This is a genomic window from Pseudomonas sp. DTU12.3, assembly GCF_004124275.1.
In the GTDB taxonomy this organism is placed as follows: domain Bacteria; phylum Pseudomonadota; class Gammaproteobacteria; order Pseudomonadales; family Pseudomonadaceae; genus Aquipseudomonas; species Aquipseudomonas helmanticensis.
In genome coordinates this window covers 5,792,501-5,805,369 of record NZ_CP027218.1, presented here as the reverse complement: position 1 = coordinate 5,805,369, position 12,869 = coordinate 5,792,501, and the positions used below count along the sequence as shown (strand labels likewise).

General features: G+C 57.6%; 14 protein-coding genes. 5 read left to right on the top strand and 9 right to left on the bottom strand.

The annotated features are described in order from the left end of the window. Positions 1-5: 5 nt before the first annotated feature. The gene (gene crp, locus C2E19_RS26800) at positions 6-650 is read right to left on the bottom strand and encodes a cAMP-activated global transcriptional regulator CRP (RefSeq protein WP_129395746.1); all 645 of its coding nucleotides are present in this window, start codon (positions 648-650) and stop codon (positions 6-8) included. A 236-nt stretch (positions 651-886) separates the two neighbouring features. Here crp and C2E19_RS26795 point away from each other — a divergent pair, with 236 nt between their 5' ends. After that, positions 887-1,309: an OsmC family protein gene (locus C2E19_RS26795; RefSeq protein ID WP_003228794.1), complete on the top strand. Its 423-nt coding sequence runs from the start codon at positions 887-889 to the stop codon at positions 1,307-1,309. 237 nt (positions 1,310-1,546) lie between these two features. After that, on the top strand, positions 1,547-2,341 hold the full coding sequence (gene speD / locus C2E19_RS26790) for an adenosylmethionine decarboxylase (protein WP_129395745.1): 795 nt from the start codon (positions 1,547-1,549) through the stop codon (positions 2,339-2,341). Between the two features lie 111 nt (positions 2,342-2,452). Here speD and coq7 read toward each other — a convergent pair whose 3' ends face one another. The 6 genes from coq7 to hemJ all read right to left on the bottom strand — a co-directional run bounded on the left by coq7 (position 2,453) and on the right by hemJ (position 7,075). Then, positions 2,453-3,100, bottom strand: coding sequence for a 2-polyprenyl-3-methyl-6-methoxy-1,4-benzoquinone monooxygenase (gene coq7, locus C2E19_RS26785; RefSeq protein WP_008077993.1), 648 nt, complete (start codon positions 3,098-3,100; stop codon positions 2,453-2,455). Positions 3,101-3,346: 246 nt separating this feature from the next. Then, entirely contained in the window at positions 3,347-3,685 is a 339-nt protein-coding gene (locus tag C2E19_RS26780) for a histidine triad nucleotide-binding protein (protein ID WP_003228789.1), read from the bottom strand. A gap of 80 nt (positions 3,686-3,765) precedes the next feature. Further along, complete coding sequence (locus tag C2E19_RS26775) at positions 3,766-4,554, bottom strand: SDR family oxidoreductase (RefSeq protein WP_129395744.1); 789 nt, start codon at positions 4,552-4,554, stop codon at positions 3,766-3,768. A 61-nt stretch (positions 4,555-4,615) separates the two neighbouring features. Beyond that, positions 4,616-5,566: a DUF805 domain-containing protein gene (locus tag C2E19_RS26770; protein WP_129395743.1), complete on the bottom strand. Its 951-nt coding sequence runs from the start codon at positions 5,564-5,566 to the stop codon at positions 4,616-4,618. Positions 5,567-5,644: 78 nt separating this feature from the next. Continuing rightward, on the bottom strand, positions 5,645-6,613 hold the full coding sequence (locus C2E19_RS26765) for a nitronate monooxygenase family protein (protein WP_129395742.1): 969 nt from the start codon (positions 6,611-6,613) through the stop codon (positions 5,645-5,647). Positions 6,614-6,646: 33 nt separating this feature from the next. Beyond that, the gene (gene hemJ, locus C2E19_RS26760; RefSeq protein WP_129395741.1) at positions 6,647-7,075 is read right to left on the bottom strand and encodes a protoporphyrinogen oxidase HemJ; all 429 of its coding nucleotides are present in this window, start codon (positions 7,073-7,075) and stop codon (positions 6,647-6,649) included. Positions 7,076-7,209: 134 nt separating this feature from the next. Here hemJ and argC point away from each other — a divergent pair, with 134 nt between their 5' ends. Further along, positions 7,210-8,244, top strand: coding sequence for an N-acetyl-gamma-glutamyl-phosphate reductase (gene argC / locus C2E19_RS26755; RefSeq protein WP_129395740.1), 1,035 nt, complete (start codon positions 7,210-7,212; stop codon positions 8,242-8,244). Positions 8,245-8,398: 154 nt separating this feature from the next. Next, positions 8,399-8,749 carry an iron-sulfur cluster insertion protein ErpA gene (erpA, locus tag C2E19_RS26750; RefSeq protein WP_003228776.1) on the top strand — a complete coding sequence of 117 codons (351 nt, stop codon included), beginning with the start codon at positions 8,399-8,401 and terminating at the stop codon, positions 8,747-8,749. A 73-nt stretch (positions 8,750-8,822) separates the two neighbouring features. Here the strand turns inward: erpA and C2E19_RS26745 are convergent, their stop codons facing one another. Beyond that, a complete protein-coding gene (locus C2E19_RS26745; protein WP_129395739.1) occupies positions 8,823-9,914 on the bottom strand; it encodes an anhydro-N-acetylmuramic acid kinase in 1,092 nt (363 codons plus the stop codon). Positions 9,915-9,917: 3 nt separating this feature from the next. Then, positions 9,918-11,342 (bottom strand): peptidoglycan DD-metalloendopeptidase family protein, encoded by a 1,425-nt coding sequence (locus C2E19_RS26740; RefSeq protein ID WP_129395738.1) that lies wholly within the window; start codon positions 11,340-11,342, stop codon positions 9,918-9,920. A gap of 213 nt (positions 11,343-11,555) precedes the next feature. On the opposite strand from C2E19_RS26740, the gene tyrS reads away from it, so the two are divergent. Continuing rightward, a complete protein-coding gene (gene tyrS, locus C2E19_RS26730; RefSeq protein WP_129395737.1) occupies positions 11,556-12,755 on the top strand; it encodes a tyrosine--tRNA ligase in 1,200 nt (399 codons plus the stop codon). Positions 12,756-12,869 lie beyond the last annotated feature (114 nt).

Below are 12,869 nucleotides of genomic sequence, written 5' to 3'. Positions count from 1 at the left end.
CGACCTTAGCGGGTACCGAAGACCACCATGGTCTTGCCCTTCACATCGACCAGGTTGCGTTCTTCAAGATCCTTGAGCACGCGACCGACCATCTCCCGCGAACAACCGACAATCCGGCCGATCTCCTGACGCGTCACCTTGATCTGCATGCCGTCCGGGTGGGTCATCGCATCGGGTTGTTTGCACAGTTCCAGCAGGCAACGCGCGACTCGACCGGTCACGTCGAAGAACGCCAGGTCGCCGACCTTGCGCGTGGTATTGCGCAGGCGTTGTGCGATTTGTCCGCTGAGCACGTAAAGAATGTCCGGATCCTGCTGCGACAGTTCGCGGAACTTGGCGTAGCTGATTTCTGCCGTTTCGCATTCGACCTTGGCCCGCACCCAGGCACTGCGCTCCTGCTCCAGGCCTGCTTGCTCGAACAGGCCCAGTTCGCCAAAGAAATCTCCGGCATTGAGGTAGGCGATGATCATCTCGCGGCCGTCGTCATCCTCGATCAGGATGGTCACCGAACCCTTGATGATGAAGTACAGCGTGTCCGAGCGGTCGCCGGCACAGATGATGTTGCTCTTGGCCGCATGACGGCGGCGCTGACAATGCATCAACAGCTTGTCGAGGTTCTTGATTTTGGGTGTGGGGGTAATAGCAACCATGGTTGTATCCCGAAAAGACTGCACGGTAATGTTTGATTTTTTTATGAGGCGCTGAAGGCGGTCGCTACACAGCTGACATGGGCGCCAGCGAATTGGCGCCAGCTTAACAGACACTTCGTCGCAAATTCGAGAAATTACCTACGTTGCAGAGGCATCGGTCCTAGGAACGACGCTCGCTGCCAGAGCAAAGCCCTGTGCTAAGCTGGCGACCCTTTTTTTACAGTGGAGTCTTGGCGATGAAGGCACGCATCCAATGGGCTGGCGAAGCCATGTTCCTCGGCGAATCCGGCAGCGGTCATGTCGTGGTAATGGACGGTCCGCCGGACGCCGGTGGTCGTAATCTGGGTGTTCGTCCGATGGAAATGCTCCTGCTGGGTGTCGGCGGTTGCAGCAACTTCGACGTGGTCAGCATCCTGAAGAAGTCGCGTCAGGCCGTTGAAAGCTGCGAAGCCTTCCTCGAAGCCGAGCGCGCAACCGAAGATCCCAAGGTATTCACCAAGATTCACATGCATTTTGTGGTCAAGGGCCGTGGCCTGAAAGAAGCTCAGGTCAAACGCGCCATCGAACTGTCCGCGGAGAAATATTGCTCGGCCTCGATCATGCTCGGCGCGGCTGGCGTGGCGATCACCCACGATTACGAAATCGTCGAACTCGGTTGAACCGACATTCAACTATCATAAAAGCAGTGCAGACTCTGGCGATCCCCCGCTGACGTCTGCATAATGCGCCACTTTTTTCAGGGCAGTGATCGGTCAGTCGACGGGTCATCCGCCTGAACAGATAACCAAAATCGCCATCGCGAAGAGGTGTTAACCGTCCTACGCAGGTGCGTTGTTCGCATTTGACGGGCATGCTTGATCACGCGGCCGGGCCGCATACATAGAGAGTTTTTAACGGTGAAAAGCAAACTCAAGCTCCACGGGTTCAATAACCTGACAAAGACCTTGAGCTTCAACATCTATGACATCTGCTACGCGGAAACCCCGCAAGACCAGCAGGCTTACGTCGAGTACATCAATCAAGAGTACAACGCGAAACGCCTGACGCAGATTCTCACAGAAGTTGTCGAGATCATTGGTGCCAACATCCTGAACATTGCCAGTCAGGACTACGAGCCTCAGGGTGCCAGCGTCACGATTCTGATTTCTGAAGAGCCGGTGACCCCGACTGAAAGTCAGATCGAAGAATCCCCGGGTCCATTGCCCGAAATCATCCTTGCCCACCTCGACAAGAGTCACATCACGGTGCACACCTATCCGGAGATCCATCCGGACGCTGGTATTGCGACTTTCCGTGTGGACATCGACGTGTCGACCTGTGGCGTAATTTCACCGTTGAAAGCGCTCAACTTCCTCATTCACCAGTTCGATTCGGACATTGTGACTGTGGATTACCGTGTGCGCGGCTTCACCCGTGACGTTGAAGGCAACAAGCACTTCATCGATCACGAGATCAACTCGATCCAGAACTATCTCTCCGAAGACACTCGCGACGCGTATCAGATGACCGACGTGAACGTGTACCAGGAAAACCTGTTCCACACCAAAATGCTGCTGAAGAACTTCGAACTGGATAACTACCTGTTCGGCGACGCCACCAGCAACCTGTCCGCCGAGCAGCGTGCTCAGGTGACTGATCGGGTGAAACACGAAATGCTCGAAATCTTCTACGCGCGCAACATGCCGACCTAAGATTTCCGGGCACAAAAAAAGGCGACCTTTCGGTCGCCTTTTTCATGTCTGCCATAACCCCCTGTGGGAGCGAGCCTGCTCGCGAAGAGGCCCTCAGCACCAACACAGACCTCAAATCCGATAAGTACTCTTGGTCATCACCTTAGCCAAAATACTCATCCCGAACTTCACCGGCGCTGGAAAACGGAAACCCCCAGCCTCCAGCGCACTCTCCGCATGATGTTCTTCATCAATGCGCATCTGCTCGAGAATCGCCCGGGACTTTTCGTCCTCGGCCGGCAATTGTTCCAGATGTTCATTCAAATGTTTGCACACCTGATGCTCGGTCGCCGCGACGAACCCGAGGCTGACCTTGTCGCTGATCAATCCGGCAACTGCGCCGATGCCGAACGACATGCCATAAAACAGCGGATTGAGAACGCTGGTATGGCTGCCTAACTGGTGAATGCGCTGTTCGCACCAGACCAGATGATCGATCTCCTCTTCGGCAGCGTGCTCCATGGCCTCGCGTACCTGCGGCAGCTTGGCGGTCAGCGCCTGGCCTTGATACAGCGCCTGGGCGCAGACTTCACCCGTGTGGTTGATGCGCATCAGGCCGGCGACGTGACGGGTGTCTTCGTCGCTCATCTGCGTGTCCGGCTGCAGGATTGCTGGCGACGGACGGTACGGCTGGCCACTGAAGGGCAGCAAGGTACGCATCGCGGCATCGGCTTGCAGCAGAAGACGGTCAATCGGCGAGTAGTGACGTTGGGTAGTCATGCTGACCTCCGGGAAGAATCTCGGCGGCCAGTTTAACCGAATCGGCCGGGGAAGGTTTGCGCTGGGTCATTCTGTGCTTGATGTGCGATGCGTTGGATCTGTTTGATGTGTTTTATGTAGGAGCTGCCGAAGGCTGCGATCTTTTGATCTTCCAGGTCTCAAAAACAAGATCAAAAGATCGCAGCCTCCGGCAGCTCCTACACAAACAAACAAACACACGCACAAACATACCGGTCGCGGTGAGTCTTAACCCGGTGGCCAGTTCATCTGGCGCTGACCGAGGACGTGCATATGAATGTGATAGACGGTCTGCCCGCCCTTTTCATTGCAGTTCATCACGACCCGGAAGCCTTCCTCGCAACCTAGCTCCAGCGCCAGGCGCTGCGCGGTGAACAGGATATGCCCGGCCAATGCCTTGTCGTCTTCAGTCAGGTCATTGAGGGTGCGCACCGGTTTTTTCGGGATCACCAGGAAATGTACCGGTGCCTGAGGGGCGATATCGTGGAAGGCCAGAACCTGGTCGTCCTCGTAAATGATCTTGGCCGGGATTTCCCGGTTGATGATCTTGGTGAACAGAGTATCCACTGCTGTTTTCTCCGTTGTATGGGCTGGCCTGAGTGTACTCATGGGAAATCAACCCGCCCAGTGTTTTGCCGCAGGACCGTTCAGCGTGGGCAGTAAGCCTTGTTGACCATGCCGACGATGGTGCGATTGAGCCAGCGCGAGCCGAGCCGTGGCAGGAAGGCGAACCAGCGGTTGCGTCGTCCCGGAATGATGATCGCGCGGTTCTTGGCGAGGGCGCGCACGGTGTACAGCGCGACTTCCTCGGGGCTCATCAACAACTTGCTGTCTTTGAGTTTGTCGCTGTTCAGTTGCGCCGTGCGGAAAAATGCCGTGCGGGTCGGGCCGGGGCAGAGCACCGAAACCTTCACCGCACTTTGCTTGAGTTCAACCCGCAGCGCCTCGGAGAAGTGCAGCACGTAAGCCTTGCTGGCGTAATACGTGCTCATCCATGGCCCGGGATTGAACGCCGCCACCGAGGCGACATTGAGAATCTGCCCGCCGCCCTGCAGCGCCATGCTGTTGCCGATTGCATGGCACAGACGGGTGAGGGCGAGGATATTCACCTCGATCAGATCCTGCTCGGTCATCCAGTCCTGAGCAAGGAACGGGCCGCAGGTGCCGATGCCGGCGCAGTTCACCAGTAAATCGATCTGCCGGTCGCCTTCTTCCAGCTCAAGCAGAAAACCGGACAAGCGCAAAGGTTCGCCCAGGTCGCAGGCGCGGAACAGTACCTCGACGCCGAAACGTTGGGTCAACTCTATCGCGATACTTTCCAGCTGATCACGCTGTCGTGCCACCAGAATCAGGCTGCGGCCACGGCGGGCCAGCGCTTCGGCCATGGCCAGGCCGATGCCGCTGGAAGCGCCAGTGATCAGAGCGTAACGGGTCATGCAATTCTCCATCGCAACAGCTCCGCGCCGACGACGCGGGTGTCACGGCGGGGAGCGCTGTTCATTCTTTCGCAGAGTCTACAGGGGCCTGTGCCGCTTCGGCTGCATCGTCGGCGGAATTCGCTGCGGGTTCGACTTCCACGTCGATCTCGTCAGTGGTCACCGAGCCGCTTTCGTAGCTGCTTTCCAGGTTGCTTTCGTATTCCTGCTGGATGGCCGAGATTCCGCCAAGAATGCCGCCGACAAAAAACAGCGCGATAAACACGATCCACAGCGAACACAGGACTTTGACCGCCGTGCTGTTCGGTGGCGGTGGCGGGCCATAGCGGTTGGCGACGCTATTGCCCGGAACGATCATGACCACAAACGGGAAGAAGCTGCCCACGAAAGGTACCAGGGTCAGCAACCAGAGCCAGCCGGACCAGCCAATATCGTGCAGGCGTTGGACACTGAACATGATGCTGGCGATGAGCAGTGCCAAGAACAGAAAGACCGCGAAGATGCCGCCGATGATCAGGCCGCTGGTGGAGTCGGCACCGACGAGTCCCAGCGCGATCAATGCAAAGATGCCGATAATCGGCAGCGTCACCAGCGTCAGCACCATCGACCAGGCCAGGTAGCGCAGACGACCGATCCGGCCTTCCACACTAAACGGTTTGAGCGTGGCAAACGCTGGCAGGCTTTCGCCGACGTTCGCGCGAGGTGGCGCGTACGGCGAACTCGGTTCCATCACGGCCGCGGTGTGTTCGTGCACATCCGACAGATTCAGTTCGATGGGGGTTTCGCTTTCGATGCGGGCATTGATGCCGGTTTTGTTCAGCGCTTGCAGATAGGTCTGCGCATCGCTGTGGGAGAGATCACGCTTGATTGCGACGACACTGCCATTGAAGAGCCGTTCGATGGCGGCTACTTCGCTTTTGAACAGGTCGGCCAGATTGAGTTTGGCAGTGGTGATGTCGACACCGGGCTGTAGAGCACCGTCGAAAACGATCTTATAACGGGTGTCGCTCATGGCCGAGGCATCCTTGTCGCGAATAGATTGAAAGATCGTCAGTGTAAGGCCTGTCCGCTAGCGACTGGCCTGATTTTTTTACCGTGGCCAGCGTTGTGGCAACTGCGCTGCGCGTTGCTGGGCCTGCCGGTATTCCGCGTCAAGGCGAGCGATCAACTGATCGACGCTGGGAAGATCGTCAATCTGCCCGACGCCCTGGCCGGCCGACCACACAGTCTTCCAGGCTTTGGCTTCGTCGCTGATCGGTTTGAGCTTGTCGCCGAAGTTCACCTCGCCCTTGCCTTGCAGGGTGGCCATATCAAAACCGGCTGCCTCCAGACTCTGACGCATGAAACTGGCAGGGACGCCCGACACCGCTGGAGTATGGATGATGTCCGCAGCCTTGGCTGTCAGCAGCATCTCCTTGTAGGCGTCAGGCGCATGGCTTTCTGTGGTGCCGATAAATCGCGTACCGAAGTAGGCCAAATCCGCGCCGAGCAGCTGTGCAGCGAGAATCTCATGGCCGTGGTTCAAACATCCTGCGAGCAACAGCGTTTTGTCGAAGAACTGGCGAATCTCGGCGATCAGAGCAAATGGGCTCCAGGTGCCGGCATGGCCACCGGCGCCGGCCGCGACAGCGATCAATCCATCGACACCGGCTTCGGCGGCCTTCTCGGCATGTCGGCGAGTGGTGACGTCGTGGAAGACCAGGCCGCCATAGCTGTGCACCGCGTCGACCAACTCCTTCACCGCGCCGAGGCTGGTAATGACGATGGGGACTTTGTGCTCGACGCAGATATTCAGGTCCGCCTGCAAGCGCGGGTTGCTGTTATGAACGATCAGGTTCACCGCATAGGGTGCAGGGTTGTCCAGAGTCGCCAGTCCCGCTTCGATCTGTTCCAGCCACGCCTTGAAGCCGCTGCTTTCACGCTGGTTAAGCGCCGGAAAACTGCCGACCACGCCGTTGCGGCAACAGGCGAGCACCAACTCGGGGTTGGAAATCAGGAACATCGGCGCGGCAACGACAGGCAAACGCAGATGTTGTTCGAGCAGAGCGGGCAGCGACATGATGAACACCCCAAGGATCTGTAGTTATTGAAGTTAGAACGGCTTGACCACGACCAGAATTACGATAGCCAGCAATATCAGAACCGGCACTTCATTGAACCAGCGATAAAAGACATGGCTGCGGGTGTTCTCGCCACGGGCGAAACGTTTTACCTGCGCGCCGCACATATGGTGGTAGCCGATCAAAAGAACCACGAGGGTCAGTTTGGCGTGAATCCAGCCACCCATGCTGAAGATGCCCGGGTTGAGGTAGATCAGCCAGCCGCCAAAGATCAGTGTGGCAATCATCGCCGGGCCCATGATGCCGCGATACAACTTGCGCTCCATGATGCTGAAGCGTTCTTTGCTGATCGTGTCTTCGCTTTGCGCGTGATAAACGAACAGTCGCGGCAGATAGAACAGTCCGGCAAACCAGCAAACGACGCTGACAATGTGAAAAGCTTTGATCCATAGATAGAGCATTTTTAGTTATTCCAGGTTCACGGTAAGCCGGATAGTAGAGGCTTGAGCGTCCGCACGTCACCTTGACGGTTGTCGCAGGGGCGCGCGGCCCCTATTATCGACGGCTTTCCAGTGGGTTCGTTGAGGGCAGGTTTATGGTCAAGGTCGGTATCGTCGGCGGCACGGGTTACACCGGTGTCGAACTGCTGCGTCTGTTGGCACAGCATCCGCAGGCAGAAGTGGTGGTGATCACTTCCCGATCCGAGGCTGGCCTGCCTGTGGCTGACATGTACCCGAACCTGCGCGGTCACTACGACGGCCTGGCTTTCAGCGTGCCGGACATCAAGACCCTGGGCGCTTGCGATGTGGTGTTCTTCGCCACCCCGCACGGCGTTGCTCATGCCTTGGCTGGCGAACTGCTCGCTGCCGGCACCAAGGTGATCGATTTGTCGGCGGATTTCCGTCTGCAAGACGCTGAGGAATGGGCCAAGTGGTACGGTCAGCCGCACGGCGCGCCGGAGTTGCTGGACGAAGCGGTTTATGGCCTGCCGGAAGTCAATCGCGAGCAGATCAAAAAAGCTCGCCTGATCGCCGTGCCGGGCTGCTATCCAACCGCTACGCAGCTGGGTTTCCTGCCGCTGCTGGAAGCCGGTCTGGCGGATACTTCGCGTCTGATCGCCGACTGCAAATCCGGCGTCAGCGGTGCCGGCCGTGGCGCCTCTGTAGGCTCGTTGTACTCCGAGACGTCGGAAAGCATGAAGGCTTACGCGGTGAAAGGTCACCGTCACCTGCCGGAAATTCGCCAGGGCCTGCGTCGCGCAGCGGGTAAGGACGTTGGCCTTACTTTCGTTCCGCACCTGACGCCGATGATCCGTGGCATTCACTCCACGCTCTACGCGACTGTGGTTGATCGCTCGGTGGACCTGCAGGCGCTGTTTGAAAAGCGTTATGCCAACGAGCCGTTCGTCGATGTGATGCCGGCTGGCAGCCATCCGGAAACCCGTAGCGTGCGCGGCGCCAACGTTTGCCGAATCGCGGTGCATCGTCCGCAGGATGGCGATCTGGTGGTGGTGCTGTCGGTGATCGATAATCTGGTCAAAGGCGCTTCGGGCCAGGCGGTACAGAACATGAACATCCTGTTCGGGCTGGACGAGCGTTTCGGTCTGTCGCACGCCGGTATGCTGCCATAAGGGCAGCTACAAGCTTCAAGTTGTGAGCCGCAAGCTTGAAGCTCGCAGCTTGAATCTTGCCGCTGCTCCTCTAATAGTTGACCGATTTTCTAGGACAAGCGGATAATGCGCGTCATCACGCATTATGGCGGCGTAACGCCGGGAGATAGTCAGCATGAGCGTCGAATCCTTCACCCCCACGGCTTTGCAATTCACCCAAGGTGCTGCGCACAAGGTGAAGAGCCTGGTCGATGAAGAGGGGAATGATCGCTTGAAGCTGCGCGTATTCGTTACGGGCGGCGGTTGTTCAGGGTTTCAATACGGTTTCACCTTCGATGAAGATGTGGCCGAGGACGACACCATCGTCGAGCGCGAAGGCGTAAGTCTGGTGGTTGATCCGATGAGCTTCCAGTACCTGGCCGGTGCTGAAGTGGATTACCAGGAAGGTCTGGAAGGCTCGCGCTTCGTGATCAAGAACCCGAACGCCACCACGACGTGTGGTTGTGGGTCTTCGTTCTCGATCTGATCGTTTTTCGTTCCAGATAACAAAACGCCGCAGAGCCTTACGGTTCTGCGGCGTTTTGCTGTGTGCGATTCAGTCAGGCTGGGTAGATGGCGCCGAGTACCCGAAGACCGCGTGCACCGGTGACACTGGGGCGATTGGCGGCGATGCCTTCGAGGCAGCAGTGAGCCAGCCAAGCGAAAGCCATGGCTTCGACCCAGTCGGGATCAACGCCGTGGGTCGCGGTGCTCGCAACGGTTGTATGTGGTAGCAGGTCGGCCAGGCGTTTCATCAGTGTGGCGTTGTGCGCGCCGCCGCCGCAGACCAGCAGCTCTTGCGTATCGGCTTGAGCGCTCTGCAGCGATTCGATAATGGTCAGGGCGGTCAGCTCAAGCAGGGTGGCTTGCACGTTCTCGGCAGCAAAGGCTGGCAGGCGTGCGAGATGTTGTTCCAGCCATGGCAGGTTGAACACTTCGCGGCCGGTACTTTTCGGGCCTTTGGTGACGAAGAACGGATCGCTGAGCATTGCCTTCAAAAGGGACGGTTCAACAGAACCTGTTTTCGCCCAGTCGCCATTGCGATCATAGTTTTCGCCGCGCTGCTGGTGAATCCAGGCGTCCATCAGAACATTCCCCGGGCCGCAGTCGAAACCGGCTACAGGTCTGGTCGGCACTATCAGACTCAGATTGCTGAAACCGCCTACATTCAAGACGGCCTGGTTACCGGTACGCTCTTCGAATAACGCTTCATGGAAGGCTGGAACCAGAGGTGCACCCTGGCCACCGGCAGCGACATCGCGGCTGCGGAAGTCGCTGACTACGGTGATGCCGGTCAATTCCGTCAGCAGGGCAGGGTTGCCGATCTGCACGGTGAAGCCGCGCGCCGGTTCATGGCGAATGGTTTGGCCGTGGCTGCCAATCGCACGAATGACGTCGGGTTTGAGTTTCTGCTGATCGAGGAGAGTGTGGATGCCCTGCGCTGCGAGCTTGACCCAGTGTTGCTGGGCAATCGCCGAGCGGGCGATCTCGTCGGGGCCGCTGGCGCACAAGCCAAGCAGCTCGGCGCGCAGGGATTCAGGCATGGGGATGTAGTGCGTGGCGACCAGTTTGATCGCCGAGGTCTGTTCGATCAGGGCGATGTCCAGGCCATCGAGGCTGGTTCCAGACATCACACCGATATAAAAAGCCATGGCTTAGCGCTTGCTCGAAGCCAGCATCGTGGCCTTCTCTTGATCCATACGCGCCATCAACGGTTGGCTCTGAGCAAGGAAGCGAGCGCGCTCGGCTTTGGCGATCGGATCGGCCATTGGCAGCTTCTGACCCAATGGATCGACGTGAACGCCGTTGACCTGGAATTCATAGTGCAAGTGCGGCCCGGTGGACAGGCCGGTAGTGCCGATATAGCCAATCACTTGACCTTGCTTGACGGTGCCGCCGGTTTTCACGCCTTTGGCGAAGCCCTGCATGTGGCCATACAGCGTACGGTAAGTGTTGCCGTGCTGAATGATCACGGTGTTGCCGTAGCCGCCACGACGGCCAGCCAGCAGCACTTTGCCGTCACCGGCCGCCTTGATTGGCGTACCGCGAGGTGCGGCGTAATCGACGCCTTTGTGGGCGCGGATCTTGTTGAGGATAGGGTGCTTGCGGCCCATGGAGAACTTCGAGCTGATGCGGGCAAAGTCCACCGGGGTGCGGATGAACGCCTTGCGCATGCTGTTGCCGTCTGCCGTGTAATAGCTGCTGTTGCCCTGTTTGTTGGTGTAACGCACGGCGGTGTAAGTCTTGCCGCGGTTAGTGAAGCGTGCCGACAGGATCGGGCCGGTACCGACAGCTTTGCCGTTGACCACTTTCTGTTCGTAGATCACATCGAATTCGTCGCCGGGGCGGATGTCCTGGGCGAAGTCGACGTCGTAGCCAAACACGCTGGCCATGTCCATGGTCATGCTGTGAGACAGCCCGGCGCGGGCGGCGGACTGTGACAAGGAGCTGTTGATGACGCCGTGAACGTAAGCGGTGCGAACGGTCGGTTTTGCGGTGACGCGGTTGAACGCGTATCCCTTGTCATTCTTGGTCAGGGTGATGGTTTCAACGTCACTGACCTTGCTGTGCAGGCTGGTCAACTGGCCTTCAGGGTTCAGTTCGAACTCGAGTTTCTGGCCATGCTTGAGCTGGCTGAACTGTTTGGCCTGTTTGTCGCTGGCCAATACTTCATGCACGGCGGCGGCCGGCAAACCGACCTTTTCGAACAGTGTAGACAGCGTATCGCCCTTGGCGACGACGACTTCGCGATGGCCGGGAGACTTTGGTTTTTCAGCTGTTGGCGCCGGTGCAGGCGCACTCTCTGCTGTTTGCGGGGCGTTTTCGTCAGCGTTTTCGATTTGCGCAAACGGCGATGTCACTGGCTCATTTGTGGCCTGAGCCGCGTCAGCAGCGTCTTGATCTTGTGTCAGTTGTTCAGCAGGACTTTCCAGTTCCAGACTCAGGGTCGTCTTTTTGGCTTCAACATCACTGGAAGGAAATACCAGGAGTGCCAGGCTGAGAAGGGCGGCGATTCCACTTGCGGCAAGCAGGTGGGTCTTCGGGTAAAGCGGAGGCGCTTTAGACGGTTCTGTGGTCATAAGTAATTTTTGACTTTGAAAAAAGATGAATTGGAAAAGATGAATGACATGATGAAGATGAAATAACTGTATAAAATATAACCAAATCATCTCTGAAGCAAGTCTGCAGGCACTCTGTCTGTGGATTGGTGTCCGTGCGCCGGGCAAAACTTGTAATTGGTGCGCGATCTTGTATGGTTGGTTCCCTTTGAATCTGAGCCTTGCGGGTCTGTTATGAAGTCGGTTGAAGAGCAGCTAGCGCTGATTAAACGTGGTGCGGAAGAACTATTGGTCGAGTCCGAGCTGATCGAGAAGCTCAAGCGCGGCCAACCGCTGCGTATCAAGGCTGGTTTCGATCCGACCGCTCCGGATCTGCACTTGGGTCATACCGTGCTTATTAATAAGCTGCGCCAGTTCCAGGAGCTGGGGCATCAGGTGATCTTCCTTATAGGTGACTTCACCGGGATGATCGGTGATCCGAGCGGCAAGAGTGCGACACGTCCTCCGCTGACTCGCGAGCAGGTTCTGGAAAACGCCGAGACGTACAAGACTCAGGTGTTCAAGATTCTCGATCCGGCGAAAACCGAAGTTGCGTTCAACTCCACCTGGATGGATCAGATGGGGCCGGCGGACTTTATTCGTCTGACCTCGCAGTACACCGTCGCGCGCATGCTTGAGCGTGATGACTTCGACAAGCGTTACACCACCAATCAGCCAATCGCTATTCATGAGTTCCTGTATCCGCTGGTTCAGGGTTATGACTCTGTGGCTTTGCGTGCGGACGTCGAGTTGGGCGGTACCGATCAGAAGTTCAACTTGCTGATGGGGCGTGAACTGCAGCGTGGTTACGGGCAGGAGGCGCAGTGCATTCTGACCATGCCGTTGCTCGAGGGTCTGGACGGCGTGAAGAAGATGTCCAAGTCCTTGGGTAACTACGTCGGCATCCAGGAAGCCCCGGGCGTCATGTACAGCAAGTTGGTATCGATTCCGGATGCGCTGATGTGGCGTTACTTCGAGCTGCTCAGCTTCCGCTCGATGGATGAGATCAACGCATTGCGTGCTGATGTTGAGGCTGGCGCCAATCCGCGTGACGTCAAAATCAAGTTGGCTGAAGAGATCGTTGCGCGCTTCCATGGCGAAGAGGCCGCTGCCAATGCTCATCGTGCGGCAGGCAACCGTATGAAGGATGGCGAGCTGCCGGACGACCTGCCGGAGATCGAGCTGGCTTCCGCTGAAGACATGCCGATCGCCGCTGTCCTTAATAAGGCAGGTCTGGTGAAGAACTCGGCGGCGGCGCGCGACCTGCTGGCATCCGGTGGTGTGCGCGTTGATGGTGAGGTGGTTGATCGCTCCTTTATATATGTACTGGGCGCTACCCATGTTTGCCAGGCCGGCAAGAAGGCATTTGCACGTATTACGCTGAAATCCGAGTAAAACTGAAAATAGGGGTTGACAGCGAATTTCAGATGTCTATAATTCGCCCCACTTCCGGCGCAGTCGAAACGGAAAACTCCTTGAGATTCAATGAGTTATGCAGGTTTCGGCAGC